The organism is Rhodocyclaceae bacterium, assembly GCA_020248265.1.
GTDB lineage: Bacteria > Pseudomonadota > Gammaproteobacteria > Burkholderiales > CAIKXV01 > CAIKXV01.
Window position 1 is genome coordinate 93,835 of the sequence record JADCHX010000008.1, and the last position, 15,693, is coordinate 109,527.

The following is a 15,693-nucleotide window of genomic DNA, read 5'->3' on the forward strand; positions in this document are numbered from 1 at the left end:
ATTGCGGCGGTCCGTGGCGAAGCCACCGGGTCGCCGTGGCCGCTGCTGCGGTGCTGCTCTACAATGCCGGGCCACCAACCGACAGGATCAGGGCCCGCGCATGGCTGCAGTGTTTCCGTTTTCCGCGATCGTCGGCCAGGACGAGATGAAGCTCGCGCTGCTGATCGCGTCGGTCGACCCTTCGGTCGGCGGGGTACTGATCTTCGGCGATCGCGGCACCGGCAAGTCGACGGCCGTGCGGGCACTTGCGGCACTGCTGCCCACGATGCGCGCTGTGGTCGGATGCCCGTACGGCTGCGATCCGGCGAAGGTGGCCGGCCTGTGCGGCGCATGTGACGGCACGGCGGACAAGCCTGCGGCCGCGTCCAGGTCGAAGTCGAAGGCGGCCGGCGTGGCGAAGCCTGCCGCCGGGCCCAGGAGCCATGCGGTGCCGGTGCCGGTCGTCGACCTGCCGCTGGGCGCCACCGAAGACCGTGTCGTCGGTGCGCTCGACCTCGAGCGGGCGCTGGCGCACGGGCAGAAGGCGTTCGAGCCCGGGCTGCTGGCGCGCGCGAACCGTGGCTTTCTCTACATCGACGAAGCGAACCTGCTGGAAGACCATCTGGTCGACCTGCTGCTCGACGTCGCCGCCTCCGGCGAGAATGTGGTCGAGCGCGAGGGGCTGTCGATCCGACATCCGGCGCGCTTCGTGCTGGTGGGTAGCGGCAACCCCGAGGAAGGCGAGCTGCGCCCGCAGCTGCTCGACCGGTTCGGGCTGTCGGTCGAGGTCAAGACGCCGACCGACCTGCCCACGCGCATCGAGGTCGTGCGCCGGCGCGATACCTTCGAGCGCGATCCCGTGGCGTTCATTGCCGCATGGGAGAAGGAAGACGCGAAGCTGCGGCGCAGGCTCACGGCGGCGCGCGGCCACCTGGCCGAGGTCGATGTACCCGACCGCGTGCTCGAGCAGGCCGCCGCGCTGTGCATGGCGCTGGGCACCGACGGCCTGCGCGGTGAACTGACGCTGATGCGCTCGGCGCGTGCGCTGGCCGCCTTCGAGGGCGACCGGGCGGTCGACGACGGTCACCTGAAGCGCGTCGCGGCACCTGCGCTGCGGCACCGCCTGCGGCGCAATCCGCTCGAGGACGCGGGGTCGGCGAGCCGGATCGAACGCGCGATCGCCGAGCATTTCGGGGCCTGAGCGATGCCCGGGCCGGCGCAGGCGCCGCGCACCGCCGTTCCCGGCCAGGCGGGCGCGCCTTCCCCGGATGGCACACCGTCCCGTCCGGCAGCACGCAGTCCATGGGCCGATTCGATGGATGCGCTGGCACTGTTTGCCGTCGATCCCCACGGCCTGGGCGGGGTATTGCTGCGCGCGCGCGCCGGCCCGGTGCGAGATCGCTGGCTGCACGCGCTGCGCGAGGCGCTGCCGCCATCGGCGCCGGTGCGGCGTGTCCCGCTGCAGATCGGTGATGGCCGGCTGCTCGGCGGCCTCGACCTCGCGGCGACGCTCAATGCCGGCCGGCCAGTGGCCGAGCGCGGCCTGCTTGCGGAAGTCGACGGCGGCGTCGCGCTGGTGGCGATGGCCGAGCGCATCGAGACCGGGGTCGCGGCGAAGATCGCCGCTGCGCTGGACCATGGCGAGATCCGCATCGAGCGCGACGGCTTCAGCACCCTGCTGCCAACCCGTTTCGGCGTGGTCGCGTTGGACGAGAGCGCCCACGACGACGAGTCGGTGCCGGCAACGCTGGTCGAACGGCTCGCGTTCCTGGTCGATCTCGGCGACCTGCCGTTGCGCGAGGCGATCGAACCGCCGCCCGATCGGGAAGGCGTTGCGGCGGCGCGCGAGCTCCTGCCGTCGGTAGTGCTCGACGACGCACTGCTCGAGGCGCTGTGCGCAACGGCGCTGGCGCTGGGCGTCGACTCCCCGCGCACGACCATCGCCGCGGTGCGTGCCGCCAGGGCGGCGGCAGCCCTGGACGGGCGCGACCATGTGGTCGAGGCAGACGCGACGCTGGCGGCCCGGCTGGTACTGGCGCCACGGGCGACCCGGATACCTGCAGATCCGGAAACCGAAGCTGAAGCCGAGCCGCCGCCGGAGGACCCGCCGCCACCGCCGCCACCGGAAGATGCGCGTGACGAGGAACCTCCGCCGGATGAAGACACGCCGGCGGACGACCGGCCGCTCGACGATCGTGTGCTCGACGCGGTGAAGGCCGCGATCCCGGGCGGACTGCTCGCGCTCCTGCAGGCCGGCCTGCAGCCGAAGAGCGCGCGTTCGGCTGGCGGCCGTTCCGGCGCGATGCAGCGCGGGCAGCGCCGCGGCCGGCCGGCGGGATCGCGGCCTGGCGATCCGCGCAGCGGACAGCGGCTGGCACTCGTCGATACCTTGCGTGCGGCCGCGCCATGGCAGCCGCTGCGCCTGCGCGAGCGCAAGCGCCAGGCGTCGTGCGCCAGCGGTGCCGCGCACGCCGGGCGCATCGACGTGCGGCGCGACGATTTCCGGGTGCAGCGCTACCGCGAGCGCGCGCAGACGACGACCATCTTCGCGGTCGATGCGTCCGGATCGCAGGCGCTGAACCGGCTGGCCGAAGCCAAGGGCGCGGTCGAGTTGCTGCTGGCCGACTGCTATGTGCGGCGCGACCAGGTCGCGCTGATCGTCTTCCGGGGTCCGGGTGCCGAGATCGTGCTGCCGCCGACGCGTTCGCTCACGCGCGCGAAGCGTTCGCTCGCCGGGCTGCCGGGTGGCGGGGGCACGCCGCTGGCGGCAGGCATCGATGCGTCGCGCGTGCTGGCCGATTCGGTACGGCGCAAGGGCGACAGCGCCGTGCTGATCATGATCACCGACGGCCGCGGCAACCTGGCTCGTGATGGCAAGCCCGATCGCGAGCGTGCGCAGGCCGACGCGCTGCAGGCGGCGACCGAACTGCGCCTTTGCGGGGTGCAGGCGCTGCTGATCGACACCGGGCCGCGGCCGCAGCCCGCGGCGGAGAAGATCGCCACTGCGATGGGCGCACGCTATCTGGCGCTGCCGTACGCGGATTCCGCCGCGCTGTCGGGTGCAGTAAAGCAGGTGGTGGCGATCGAAACGGGGGCGCGGCCGCGTCCGGGCCGCGCCCCATGACCGTGGCCCGCGCGGCGCTCGATTGGGAGACCGAGGGCGCCGACTGGCCGAACCGTGTTGCGAGCCGCTTCGTCGAGTGCGGCGGGCTGCACTGGCATGTGCAGGTGCTCGGAGAGCCGTCGCCGGGACGGCCGGCGATCCTGCTGCTGCACGGCACCGGCGCGGCGAGCCATTCATGGCGCTCGCTGGCACCGCTGCTGGCCGAGCATTTCACCGTGATCGCACCCGACTTGCCAGGCCATGGGTTCACCGGTACGCCCGCCGATGCCGACCTGTCGCTGCCCGGAATGGCCGCGTCGCTGTCGCAGCTGCTGGAGCGGTTGCACCTGTCGCTCGGTGTGCGGCCGGAATGGGCGCTGGGCCATTCGGCCGGGGCGGCGGTGCTCGCACGCATGTGCATCGACGGGCTGCTCGACCTTCGGGTGCTGGCCGGCATCAATGCCGCGCTGTTGCCGCTGCAGGGCCTGGCCGGCCAGTTCTTCCTGCCGGCGGCGAAAATGCTGGCGGCGAGTTCCCTGGTACCTCGTCTGTTTGCATGGCGTGCGGCTGGTGGGGCGGCGACCGAGCGCATGATCCGCAGCACCGGTTCGATCCTCGATGCCGAAGGTCTCGCCCTGTACGAACGGCTGGTGCGCAATCCCGGTCATGTCGCGGGGGTGTTGCGCATGATGGCCAGCTGGGACCTGAACGCACTCGAACGCGACCTGCCGCGGCTGCCGTGCCCGCTGCTGCTGCTGGTCGGCACGCGCGACCGTACCGTGCGTCCGGGAGACGCGCTGCGTATCCGTGATCGCGTGGCTGGAACGCGCATCGTCGAAATGCACGGGCTGGGCCATCTGGCCCATGAAGAGCGGGCCGCCGAGGTGGCTGGGCACCTGCGGTCGATGCTCGCCGGGACGTCTCCAGATTCCGATTGACGCAGCGGGGGCAACATGTCTACAGTACGTGACACTCTGGATGACAACCCAGCCTGACGGATTGGTGTCGTAGCGAAAGCCATGAATCCGCAGGGAGGACGTCCGGCCAGTGCCCGAATGATCCCCGAGGAGCGGAAATGGACCCGATGAACCGAATCGAGCAGGCGCTGTCCTGCGCCATCGAGCAATCGCTTGCAGTGGCCGTGGCGCAGGCACAGGAGCCTGGTTGCCCGCCGCGCCTGGCGGCGGCGATCCGCTATTCGGTGTTCCCCGGTGGTGCCCGGATCCGCCCGCGGCTCACCCTCGCCGTCGCCTGCGCCTGCGGCGAAGACAACCCCGAGATCGCGGAGTCGGCCGCGGCCGCGATCGAACTGCTGCACTGCGCTTCGCTGGTGCATGACGACCTGCCCTGCTTCGACGATGCGCCGACCCGTCGGGGCAAGCCGTCGGTGCATCGCGCGTTCGGCGAGCGGCTGGCGGTGCTCGCCGGCGATGCGCTGATCGTGCTGGCGTTCCAGACGCTGGCCCGCGGTTGCGGCGCCGCGCCGCGCCGTCTGGGGCCGCTGATGAACATCATCGGCCGTGCGGTCGGCATGCCATCGGGCATCGTCGCCGGCCAGGCCTGGGAATGCGAATCGCATGTCGCGCTGGCCGAGTACCAGCGTGCCAAGACCGGCGCACTGTTCGGTGCCGCGACGATGGCGGGTGCGGAAGCGGCCGGTCATGAATCGCTGCCGTGGCGCAAGCTGGGCGAGCGCCTTGGCGAGGCGTTCCAGGTCGCCGACGACATCCGCGACGTCTGTTCGACCGAGGCCGAACTGGGCAAGCCGATCGGCCAGGACAAGCGGCTCGGCCGTCCGAACTCGGTCGCCCATATGGGCGTCACCGCAGCGGTGGCCCATCTGGACCGGCTGATCGCCGAAGCGGTCGATTCGATCCCCGCCTGTTCGGGCGCCGCCGGCCTGAAGGCGGTGATCCAGATGGAAGCCCAGCGCTTCCTGCCGTCGGAACTCGCGCAACGCGCTGCTTGACCGGCCGGCGTGCGGTTCGAGGGGCTTGCCGTACGCACCGACCGCACGCATCGACGACTGCCTGAACGGACGCACGCTGCATGGATGCCGCATTGAACTGGGCCGATCGATGGCTCGCCACGCGAGACCGGCTGGTCTCGAGCGAACGATTCCAGCGCTGGGCGGCATCGTTCCCGCTGACGCGCCCTTTCGCGCGCCGCCGTGCGCGCGAGTTGTTCGACCTGTGCGCGGGTTTCGTCTATTCCCAGGTCCTGCTGGCCTGCGTGCGGCTCGACCTGTTCGGCATCCTGCAGGTGTCGCCACTCGATGCCCGCGCCCTGTCGCAGCGCCTGTCGCTGCCGCAGGATGCGACCGACCGCCTGCTCGCCGCTGCCGCCTCGCTGCGGCTGATCGAGCAGCGCAGTGACGGCCGCTACGGCCTGGGCGTGCTCGGCGCGGCGCTGGTCGGCAACCCGGGCGTCGTGGCAATGATCGAACACCACGCATTGCTCTACGCCGATCTGCGCGACCCGGTCGCACTGCTCCGTGGCGACCGCGACCGGACCGAGCTGGGCCGCTACTGGGCCTATGCCGGCAACCCCGATGCTGCAGCCCTCGGGCCGGAACAGGTCGCCGAATACTCCCGGCTGATGGCGGATTCGCAACCGCTGGTGACGCGCGAGATCCTCGCTGCCTGGCCGCTGCACCGTCATCGCCGGCTGCTCGATGTCGGCGGTGGCGACGGGAGTTTCGTGTGTGCCGTTGCAGCCGAAGTCCCGTCGATCTCGCTGCAGCTGTTCGACCTTCCGGCGGTCGCCGACCGCGCGACCAGCCGGTTTGCCACCAGCGGGCTCGCGCACCGGGCAACGGCCGTCGGTGGCGACTTCCGCCGCGATGCGCTGCCGGCTGGTGCAGACCTGATCACGCTGGTCCGGGTGCTGTTCGACCATCCGGACGAGACGGTCCTGGAGCTGCTTGCCGCAGTGCGGCGGGCCATCCCGGACGACGGCACGCTGCTGATCGCCGAGCCGATGGCCGGTACCAGCGGTGCCGAGCCGATGGGGGCGGCGTATTTCGGTTTCTACCTGATGGCAATGGGGCGCGGGCGTTCGCGTGCACCCGCCGATTTCGAGCGCCTGCTCGAGCAGGCAGGGTTCACCGACGTGCGCATCGTGCCCACGCCGAGTCCGTTGCAGACCGGGCTGCTGGTCGCGCGCCCGAGGCTCGACGACCGAAAAGCGCTGTAAATGACACTTGACATTAAATGTCGTCAGAGTAATCTGACACGTCGCGGGTGGTCCCGGCGTAACGCGCCGAGGTCGGCCAGGCTCAGACGATGCAGAGGTGGCAAGTGATCAGTGGGGAACGGCGCATGAACGCGTTGGCAGTCGTGCTCGAGAAGCCGCAGCAGCTGGTTCTGAGCGAACTCGCCCTCACTGCGCCTGGAGACGACGATGTCGTGGTCGACATCGAATGGAGCGGCATCAGTACCGGTACCGAACGACTGCTCTGGCTGGGCGAGATGCCCCAGTTTCCGGGCCTCGGCTATCCGCTGGTCCCCGGCTACGAATCCGTCGGCCAGATCGTGGAAGCGGGCGCGTCTTCGGGCCGCCGCGTCGGCGAGCGGGTGTTCGTGCCTGGCGCACGCTGCTTCGGCGAAGTGCGTGGCCTGTTCGGCGGTGCCGCGGCGACGCTGGTGGTCACCGGGTCGCGCACGACGCCAGTCGCGGAGAACCTCGGCGAAGGCGCGGTGCTGCTCGCCCTTGCTGCTACCGCGCAGCATGCCCTGGCAGCGCCGAACGCGGTGCTGCCCGACCTGATCGTCGGCCATGGCGTGCTCGGCCGCCTGCTCGCGCGCCTGGCCGTGGCTGCGGGTGGCGCTCCGGTGGTCTGGGAGACGAACGCCGCGCGGCGCGAAGGTGCCGACGGATACACGGTGATCGATCCCGCGTCCGACGAGCGCCGCGATTACCGCTCGATCTACGATGTCAGTGGCGACTCGAAGCTGCTCGACACGCTGGTGATGCGCCTGGCCGCCGGCGGCGAGATCGTGCTCGCCGGCTTCTACAGCGCACCGCTGCAGTTCGCATTCGCACCTGCATTCATGCGCGAAGCCCGCCTGCGGGTCGCGGCGGAATGGAAGCCCGCCGACCTGGTTGCAGTCACCGACCTCCTCGCCTCGGGCCGCCTGTCGCTCGACGGCCTGATCACCCACCGCGTGCCGGCGGCGCATGCCGCGTCGGCCTACCGCACCGCGTTCACCGACGCTTCCTGCCTGAAGATGATTCTCGACTGGAGAGACGTGCAATGAGCTCCACCAATACCGCCGCATCGGTCGTGCAGTTCGCCATGAAGAACGCGCTTCGCGCAGAGGCGGCGATCGAGCCTGATGCGGTCTCGACCAGCCCTGCGACCAAGGACACGCAGATCATCGCGATCTACGGCAAGGGTGGCATCGGCAAGAGCTTCACGCTGGCCAACCTGTCCTACATGATGGCCCAGCAGGGCAAGAAAGTACTCCTGATCGGCTGCGACCCCAAGAGCGACACGACCTCGTTGCTGTTCGGCGGCAAGGCCTGCCCGACCATCATCGAGACCTCCTCGAAGAAGAAGCTGGCCGGCGAACAGGTCTCGATCGGCGACGTCTGCTTCATCCGCGACGGCGTCTTCGCTATGGAACTCGGTGGCCCTGAAGTCGGCCGTGGCTGTGGTGGCCGCGGCATCATTCATGGCTTCGAGACCCTCGAGAAGCTCGGCTTCCACGACTGGGGCTTCGATTACGTGCTGCTCGACTTCCTCGGCGACGTGGTCTGCGGCGGCTTCGGTCTGCCGATCGCCCGCGACATGTGCCAGAAGGTCATCGTCGTCGGCAGTAACGACCTGCAGTCGCTGTATGTCGCGAACAACGTCTGCTCGGCGGTCGAGTACTTCCGCAAGCTCGGTGGCAACGTGGGCGTCGCCGGCCTGGTGATCAACAAGGAAGACGGTACCGGTGAAGCGGCGAAGTTCGCCGAGGCAGTCGGCATCCCGGTACTCGCCTCGATCCCGGCCAACGACGACATCCGCCGCAAGAGCGCCAACTACGAAATCATCGGTCGCCCCGGCACCCAGTGGGCTCCGGTGTTCGAGAACCTCGCGTCGAATGTCGCCAGCGCGCCGCCGGTACGGCCGAAGCCGCTCAGCCAGGACCAGTTGCTCTCGCTGTTCAGCAGCGAGATCACCGGTCGCGACTATGTGATGCAGCCGGCGACTGTCGCCGACATGCTCGGTCGCGAGACGGTCGAGAAGAAGACCCTCGAAGTGGTCTACGACGAAGCCTGAGCCGATGGATACCTTCCAGCCCAAGCCCGCCGACCCGGGACGGCCCGCGCCTGCCGCCATCCCGGTCACGCTGCATCCGCGCGGCGCGGCGGTGGCACCGGTTGACGGTGCCGGTTGCCACGGTGGCAAGGACACGATGGAAGCGGCGGCGCGTGCCGCCGGCAAGGGTGGCGCGCTCGACCAGTACGCCCTCGATTATCCGAAGGGTCCGCACGATCAGCCACAGTCGATGTGCCCGGCCTTCGGCAGCCTGCGCGTCGGCCTGCGCATGCGCCGCACCGCGACCGTGCTTTCGGGGTCGGCCTGCTGTGTCTACGGGCTCACCTTCACGTCGCACTTCTACGGCGCACGGCGCACGGTCGGCTACGTGCCGTTCAACTCAGAGACGCTGGTCACCGGCAAGCTGTTCGAGGACATCCGCGAGTCGGTGTTCAAGCTGGCCGATCCCACCCTGTACGACGCGATCGTGATCATCAACCTGTGCGTGCCGACCGCGAGCGGCGTGCCGCTGCAGTTGCTGCCGAAGGAAATCGACGGCGTGCGCATCATCGGCATTGACGTACCGGGCTTCGGCGTGCCGACCCATGCCGAAGCGAAGGATGTGCTGGCCGGTGCCATGCTGCGGTTCGCGCGTGCCGAGGCCGAGACTGGCCCGGTGCAGGCGCCGCGCAACCACCAGCCCGGTGCGCGCAGCGGCGTGCCGACGGTGACCCTCCTTGGCGAGATGTTCCCGGCCGACCCGATGAGCATCGGCATGATGCTCGAGCCGATGGGCCTGGCCGCTGGCCCGGTGGTTCCGACCCGCGAATGGCGCGAGCTGTACGCCGCGCTCGACGGTTCGGTGATCGCCGCGATCCATCCGTTCTATACCGCCAGCATCCGCGAGTTCGAGGCGGCTGGGCGGCCGATCGTCGGTTCTGCGCCGGTCGGCCATGACGGTACCGAAGCGTGGCTGGAGGCGATCGGGCAATCGGTGAACGTACCACGCGCGAAGATCGACGCGGCAAAGAACCGCATCCTGCCCATGATCCGCGGCGCGCTCTCGAAGATGCCCATCAAGGGCCGTATCACGATGAGCGGCTACGAAGGTTCCGAACTGCTGGTCGGCCGACTGCTGGTGGAAAGCGGCGCGGACCTGCGCTACGTCGGAACTGCCTGCCCGCGCACGCCGTGGAGCGATGCAGATCGCCAGTGGCTCGAAGCCCGTGGCGTGCACGTCCAGTATCGGGCCTCGCTCGAACAGGACCTCGCGGCGATGCGCGAATTCAAGCCCGATCTCGCGATCGGCACCACGCCGGTCGTCCAGGCGGCCAAGCAGGCGACCATTCCGGCGCTCTACTTCACCAACCTGATTTCGGCGCGGCCGCTGATGGGACCGGCGGGCGCAGGCTCGCTGGCGACCGTGGTCAATGCGGCGCTCGGCAACAAGGCTCGCTTCGACGAGATGAAAGCGTTCTTCGACGGCGTCGGTGAAGGCCATGCCGCCGGCGTGTGGCAGGCGCAGGACGGCGTTCCCCAGGACCGCCCGGAGTTCCGCGAGCAGCAGAAGCGCAACCTGGCCAAACTGGCCAAGCAGCGCAAGGCCGAGGAGGCCGGGCTGATATGAGCCTGATCCTCGACCATGACCGCGCAGGCGGCTACTGGGGTGCGGTGTACGTGTTCGCCGCGATCAAGGGCCTTCAGGTTGTCATCGATGGCCCGGTCGGTTGCGAGAACCTGCCAGTCACCTCGGTGCTGCACTACACCGACGCACTGCCGCCGCACGAGCTGCCGATCGTTGTCACCGGGCTGGCCGAGGAGGAACTCGGCCAGCACGGCACCGAAGGCGCGATGAAGCGCGCCCACGCGGTACTCGACCCGAACCTGCCGGCGGTGGTCGTCACCGGCTCGATCGCCGAGATGATCGGCGGTGGCGTGACGCCCGAGGGGACCGGCATTGCCCGCTTCCTGCCGCGCACGATCGATGAGGACCAGTGGCAGAGCGCAAACCGCGCGATGTACTGGCTCTGGACCGAATACGCTTCCAAGCGCGGCACCATGCCGGAGCGCCGTCCGGTGAAGGAAGGCGACAAGCCACGCGTGAACATTCTCGGCCCGAGCTACGGCATGTTCAACTCGCCGAGCGACGTCGCCGAGATCCGGCGACTGGTCGAGGGCATCGGCGCCGAAGTCAACATGGTGTTCCCCCTGGGAAGCCACCTCGCCGACGTACGCCGCCTGGTGGATGCCGACGTGAACATCTGCATGTACCGAGAGTTCGGGCGCCTGCTGTGCGAAGCGCTCGATCGGCCGTACCTGCAGGCACCGATCGGCCTGCACAGCACGACGAAGTTCCTCCGCTCCCTCGGCGAGCTCCTCGGGCTCGATCCCGAGCCGTTCATCGAGCGCGAGAAGCACACGACGATCAAGCCGATCTGGGACCTCTGGCGCTCGGTGACTCAGGACTTCTTCGGCACCGCGAGTTTCGCCGTAGTGGCCAACGAGACCTACACGCGTGGCATCCGCCACTTCCTCGAAGGCGAGCTCGGTCTGCCGTGCACGTTCGCCGTTTCGCGCAAGGCCGGCGCCAAGACGGACAACGAGGCGGTACGCCAGATGGTGCGCGAGAAGACGCCGCTCGTGATGTTCGGCAGCTTCAACGAACGCATGTACCTCGCCGAGATGGGCGCGAAAGCATCCTACATACCGGCCTCGTTCCCGGGCGCGATCATCCGCCGCCACACTGGCACGCCCTTCATGGGTTACGGCGGCGCGACCTACCTGGTGCAGGAAGTCTGCAACGCGCTCTTCGACGCGCTCTTCCACATGATTCCGCTGGGTACGGATCTCGACCGGGTCGATGCGACGCCGGCCCGGCTGCACGCGGAGCTGGCCTGGGACGAGGATGCAAAGGCAGCGTTCGATGAGCGCGTCGATGCGTTCCCGGTGCTGGTGCGCATCTCGGCGGCCAAGCAGCTGCGCGACGAGGTCGAGCGCAATACGCGCCACGCAGGCGAGTCGCGCGTGACGCTTGCGCGCGTGCAGGGCGACGACGCAAGGGTCCGTCCGGCGCCGGCATTGGCTGCCCTGACGCCAGCGCAGGAGCCGGCATGACTGCGTGCATGGTCCGCCCCGCAAGCAAAACACGTTTTTCGACGCGCACGCGCCCGTTCGGCGCGGCGCGCGTTGCGACCGATTCTGTCCAGTCGTACCGGACGGAAGTGTTCGCCGCGACGAAGTGTCGCGGCGGTCCCGCCGCAGGCCCCGAAAGCCTGCGGTAACAGCCGTCATCAGGAGGTATCACCAAATGGCTGAACGAAGCTCCATCTCCGGCCTCACGGACAGCGAGGCACAGGAGTTCCACCAGTTCTACATCCAGGGAATGATCGGTTTCACGGCAGTCGCCGTGGTGGCCCACATCCTGGTCTGGGCCTGGCGTCCCTGGTTCTAGATCCAGAAAGGAATAACGATGACCGACCTGACCGCAGGTTCCGTGCAGAGGATCATGAAGGGCGATTCGAAGTCCTTCGAGATCATCTATGCGGTGAGCTTCGCGACCATTCTCGCGATCGCCCTCGTCGCGCAGAAGTTGGGCTGGCATTGGCGTTCCTGGCTTCCGGGGGCTGAAGGTGCCGAGTCGTTGAATGACGGCGTGAAGGTGGCGGTCTACAACTTCATGTCGCAATTACTTTAGGAGAAAGAACTCATGTGGAGAATCTGGCGTCTGTACGACCCATTGCGGGCCATGGTCATCCAGGGTGTCTTCCTGTTCTCGCTGGCAGCGATGATCCATCTCATCCTGTTGAGCACGAACAAGTTCAACTGGCTGGACGGTCCGAAGGCAGGGCCGGCAACCACGCAGAACGCGCCGATGCCGGCGGCAACACCGAAGTAGTACGCAGCAGAAGCACGTTGTACCCCAGGGGGGCGAGGCACCGGTGCGGCTTGCCGGGCCTCGTCCGCCGACCTGGGCAGAAGGAGGGCCTCAGGCCCTGCAGTACCGGCGTTATTCGTACCTGACCCCGATATCGATTTCGACCGCGATGGCGCAACGAGGCGCCGCACGGCGGGAGGACCCAAGATGGCAATGCTGAGTTTCGAACGAAAGTACCGTGTCCGTGGCGGCACGCTCGTCGGGGGCGACCTCTTCGATTTCTGGATCGGGCCGTTCTACGTCGGCTTCTTCGGTGTGACGACGATGTTCTTCAGCATCCTCGGCACCGCACTGATCCTCTGGGGGGCCTCGCAGGGCCCGACCTGGAACCTCTGGCAGATCAATATCGCGCCGCCTGACCTCAAGTACGGGCTGGGCCTGGCACCGCTCCTGGAGGGCGGGCTGTGGCAGCTGATCACGGTCTGCGCGATAGGTGCCTTCGGTTCATGGGCGCTGCGCGAGGTCGAAATCTGCCGCAAGCTCGGCATGGGCTACCACGTACCCTTCGCATTCTCCTTCGCGATCGGCGCCTACGTCACGCTGGTGGTTGTGCGTCCGCTACTGCTCGGCGCCTGGGGACATGGATTTCCCTACGGCATCTTCAGCCACCTCGACTGGGTGTCGAACGTCGGCTACCAGTACCTGCACTTCCACTACAACCCGGCGCACATGATCGCCGTCAGCTTCTTCTTCACCTGCACGTTCGCCCTGTCATTGCACGGCGCGCTGGTGCTGTCGGCCACCAACCCGCCGAAGGGCGAGGCCGTCAAGACCCCCGAACACGAGGACACCTTCTTCCGCGACACGATCGGCTACTCGATCGGTACGCTGGGCATCCACAGGCTCGGCCTGTTCCTCGCCCTGGCGGCGGTTTTCTGGAGCGCAGTGTGCATCGTGATCAGTGGCCCGTTCTGGACGCGTGGCTGGCCCGAGTGGTGGGGCTGGTGGCTCAACCTGCCGATCTGGTCGTAGGCGAAAACGAGAAGCGAGGAGACACGCATGTCTTACTATCAGAACATCTTCACGCAGATCCAGCCCACCGGGCCTGCTTCGCACGGCGTGCCGCTGGGCAAGGGCAACAGCCCGCGCACCGGCGAGCCGATGATCGTCCATCTCCTGGGCCGCATCGGCAACGCACAGATCGGCCCGATCTACCTGGGCGGGCTGGGCCTCGCCTCGCTGATGTGCGGGCTGCTGGCGTTCTGGATCATCGGCTTCAACATGCTGGCCTCGGTCAACTGGGACCCGATCCAGTTCGTCCGGCAACTGTTCTGGCTCGCGCTGGAACCGCCGCCGCCGAGCTATGGGCTCAGCCTGCCGCCGCTGAACGACGGTGGCTGGTGGATGATGGCGGGCTTCTTCCTGACCGTGTCGCTGCTGCTCTGGTGGGCGCGCATGTATACCCGTGCCCGTGCCCTGGGCATGGGCACGCACGTGGCCTGGGCATTCGCGGCGGCGATCTGGCTGTACCTGGTGCTGGGCTTCATCCGCCCGTTGCTGATGGGCAGCTGGGGCGAGGCGGTGCCGTTCGGTATCTTCCCCCATCTTGACTGGACCGCCGCGTTCTCGCTGCGCTACGGCAACCTGTTCTACAACCCGTTCCATGCGCTGTCCATCGCCTTCCTCTACGGTTCGGCGCTGCTGTTCGCGATGCATGGCGGCACCATCCTCGCCGTCACCCGTTTCGGCGGCGAGCGCGAGATCGAGCAGATCGTCGATCGGGGCACGGCCTCGGAGCGCGCGGCGCTGTTCTGGCGCTGGACGATGGGCTTCAACGCCACGATGGAATCGATCCATCGCTGGGCATGGTGGTTCGCAGTGCTGTGCCCGCTGGTCGGTGGCATCGGCATCCTGCTCACCGGGACTGTCGTGGATAACTGGTACCTGTGGGCGGTCAAGCATGGTGTCGCACCGATGTACCCGGCCGTGTTCCCGGCGGTCGTCGACCCGGCCACGCTGATCCAGGGGGTGAAATGATGAAGTCCAGCAGCGGTTACATCCGCCGGATCTGCCTTGCCGCGGCGGCGATCGCCGCCAGTGCGCTGCTCTCGGGTTGCGAGCGGCCGCCGGTGGACACCGTCCAGCACGGCTTTCGCGGCACCGGCATGGTGCAGGTCTACAACCCGCGCATCCTGATCCCCGAGACGTACAAGAACGTCGTGCCCGATCCGCTGCCGGCGGTGCCGGCCGACGGTCCACGCGCACGGGATGTGTACAAGAACGTCCAGGTGCTCGGCGACGTGTCGGCTGCCGAGTTCACCCGGCTGATGGTGGCGATCAGTGCATGGGTCGCTCCGAACGAGCAGTGCTCGTACTGCCATGCGCCGGGCGAGGACTTCTCCTCCGACTCGATGTACACGAAGGTCGTCGCACGCCGGATGATCCAGATGACGCAGGCGATCAACAGCCGCTGGACTGCGCACGTGTCCCAGACCGGCGTGACCTGCTATACCTGCCACCGTGGCAACCACAACCCGGCGGAAGTCTGGTACCGGTCGCCGCTGCATCCGCAGGCAACGCGCGCCCTCGGCAATGACGCTGGCCAGAACAAGGCTGCGGCGAACGTCGGCCTCGCATCGCTGCCCTACGACGCGCTGCGCGACTACCTGTCGAGCGACCCGAAGGAGATCCGGAACAACGGGGCGACTGCGCTGCCCACTGGCAACCGCTCGTCGATCAAGCAGGCCGAGTTCACCTATTCGCTGATGATGCACATGTCGGACGGACTGGGCGTGAACTGCACTTACTGCCACAACACGCAGAACTTCGCGAAATGGGAAGGTGCGCCCCCGCAACGCGTCACGGCCTGGCACGGCATCAGGATGGCTCGCGAGATCAACACCGCGTACATCGAGCCGCTGACGCCGGTATTCCCGGCCGGGCGGCTGGGCCCGACCGGCGATGTCGCGAAGGTGAACTGCGCGACCTGCCACCAGGGAGCCTACAAGCCGCTGTACGGGGTGAGCATGCTGCGTGACTACCCGCAACTGGGCAGGGTTACCGGCGCGACGGGTGCACCCCGCGCGGCGGCGCCGCCGCCAGGCGTGCTCGGCCGCGTGCTGTTCGACACCGGCAGGTCCGACCTCTCGGCTGCGGCGAAGGCCGAGATCGGAAAGGCGGCCAAGGCGGCCATGGCCGATGCCTCGGTGAAGATCGCGTTGTCCGGCTTCACCGACCGCACTGGCAACCCGCAGGCCAACCTCGACCTGGCGCGTAACCGCGCCGTGGCGGTGCGCGATGCACTGACCGCGGCTGGCGTGCCGGTGGCCCGCATCGACATGCGCAAGCCCGAGTTCGTGATCGGCGGTGCCGACGCCAACTCGCGGCGTGTGGACCTGGTCGCTGCAAGGTGAACCCGGGCTCGCTGCACCGGTCGCTGCCCTCGGCGGCGGCCGGTCCAGCGGTGCGGGAAGCTGGTGCCGTCCCGGG

Annotated in this window: 15 protein-coding genes; all 15 read left to right on the plus strand. The window is 68.4% G+C overall.

The annotated features are described in order from the left end of the window. Positions 1 to 100 precede the first annotated feature (100 nt). The 15 genes from bchI to ING98_09005 all read left to right on the plus strand — a co-directional run bounded on the left by bchI (position 101) and on the right by ING98_09005 (position 15,617). Complete coding sequence (gene bchI, locus ING98_08935; GenBank protein ID MCA3101985.1) at positions 101 to 1,180, plus strand: magnesium chelatase ATPase subunit I; 1,080 nt, start codon at positions 101 to 103, stop codon at positions 1,178 to 1,180. A gap of 3 nt (positions 1,181 to 1,183) precedes the next feature. Then, entirely contained in the window at positions 1,184 to 3,103 is a 1,920-nt protein-coding gene (locus tag ING98_08940; protein MCA3101986.1) for a magnesium chelatase subunit D, read from the plus strand. Beyond that, a complete protein-coding gene (locus ING98_08945) occupies positions 3,100 to 4,020 on the plus strand; it encodes an alpha/beta fold hydrolase (GenBank protein ID MCA3101987.1) in 921 nt (306 codons plus the stop codon). Before ING98_08940 ends, ING98_08945 begins: the two co-directional genes overlap by 4 nt. Before the next feature lie 137 nt (positions 4,021 to 4,157). Continuing rightward, complete coding sequence (locus tag ING98_08950) at positions 4,158 to 5,051, plus strand: polyprenyl synthetase family protein (GenBank protein ID MCA3101988.1); 894 nt, start codon at positions 4,158 to 4,160, stop codon at positions 5,049 to 5,051. 80 nt (positions 5,052 to 5,131) lie between these two features. Further along, positions 5,132 to 6,277 carry a methyltransferase domain-containing protein gene (locus ING98_08955; GenBank protein ID MCA3101989.1) on the plus strand — a complete coding sequence of 382 codons (1,146 nt, stop codon included), beginning with the start codon at positions 5,132 to 5,134 and terminating at the stop codon, positions 6,275 to 6,277. A 125-nt stretch (positions 6,278 to 6,402) separates the two neighbouring features. Beyond that, positions 6,403 to 7,341, plus strand: coding sequence for a chlorophyll synthesis pathway protein BchC (gene bchC / locus ING98_08960; protein ID MCA3101990.1), 939 nt, complete (start codon positions 6,403 to 6,405; stop codon positions 7,339 to 7,341). Next, positions 7,338 to 8,351, plus strand: a complete 1,014-nt coding sequence (locus ING98_08965) for a chlorophyllide a reductase iron protein subunit X (protein MCA3101991.1) — start codon at positions 7,338 to 7,340, stop codon at positions 8,349 to 8,351. The genes bchC and ING98_08965 overlap by 4 nt, the downstream gene beginning before the upstream one ends. A 4-nt stretch (positions 8,352 to 8,355) precedes the next feature. Continuing rightward, positions 8,356 to 9,957, plus strand: a complete 1,602-nt coding sequence (gene bchY, locus ING98_08970; protein ID MCA3101992.1) for a chlorophyllide a reductase subunit Y — start codon at positions 8,356 to 8,358, stop codon at positions 9,955 to 9,957. Then, positions 9,954 to 11,444 (plus strand): chlorophyllide a reductase subunit Z, encoded by a 1,491-nt coding sequence (gene bchZ, locus ING98_08975; GenBank protein ID MCA3101993.1) that lies wholly within the window; start codon positions 9,954 to 9,956, stop codon positions 11,442 to 11,444. The genes bchY and bchZ overlap by 4 nt, the downstream gene beginning before the upstream one ends. A gap of 193 nt (positions 11,445 to 11,637) precedes the next feature. Further along, the gene (locus tag ING98_08980; GenBank protein ID MCA3101994.1) at positions 11,638 to 11,781 is read left to right on the plus strand and encodes a light-harvesting protein; all 144 of its coding nucleotides are present in this window, start codon (positions 11,638 to 11,640) and stop codon (positions 11,779 to 11,781) included. A gap of 54 nt (positions 11,782 to 11,835) precedes the next feature. Beyond that, positions 11,836 to 12,024 (plus strand): hypothetical protein, encoded by a 189-nt coding sequence (locus ING98_08985; GenBank protein MCA3101995.1) that lies wholly within the window; start codon positions 11,836 to 11,838, stop codon positions 12,022 to 12,024. A gap of 12 nt (positions 12,025 to 12,036) precedes the next feature. Then, positions 12,037 to 12,225 (plus strand): light-harvesting protein, encoded by a 189-nt coding sequence (locus ING98_08990; GenBank protein ID MCA3101996.1) that lies wholly within the window; start codon positions 12,037 to 12,039, stop codon positions 12,223 to 12,225. 186 nt (positions 12,226 to 12,411) lie between these two features. After that, positions 12,412 to 13,236, plus strand: a complete 825-nt coding sequence (locus tag ING98_08995) for a photosynthetic reaction center subunit L (protein MCA3101997.1) — start codon at positions 12,412 to 12,414, stop codon at positions 13,234 to 13,236. Positions 13,237 to 13,263: 27 nt separating this feature from the next. Then, the gene (locus tag ING98_09000) at positions 13,264 to 14,241 is read left to right on the plus strand and encodes a photosynthetic reaction center subunit M (GenBank protein MCA3101998.1); all 978 of its coding nucleotides are present in this window, start codon (positions 13,264 to 13,266) and stop codon (positions 14,239 to 14,241) included. Beyond that, positions 14,241 to 15,617, plus strand: coding sequence for a photosynthetic reaction center cytochrome c subunit (locus tag ING98_09005; GenBank protein MCA3101999.1), 1,377 nt, complete (start codon positions 14,241 to 14,243; stop codon positions 15,615 to 15,617). The genes ING98_09000 and ING98_09005 overlap by 1 nt, the downstream gene beginning before the upstream one ends. Positions 15,618 to 15,693 lie beyond the last annotated feature (76 nt).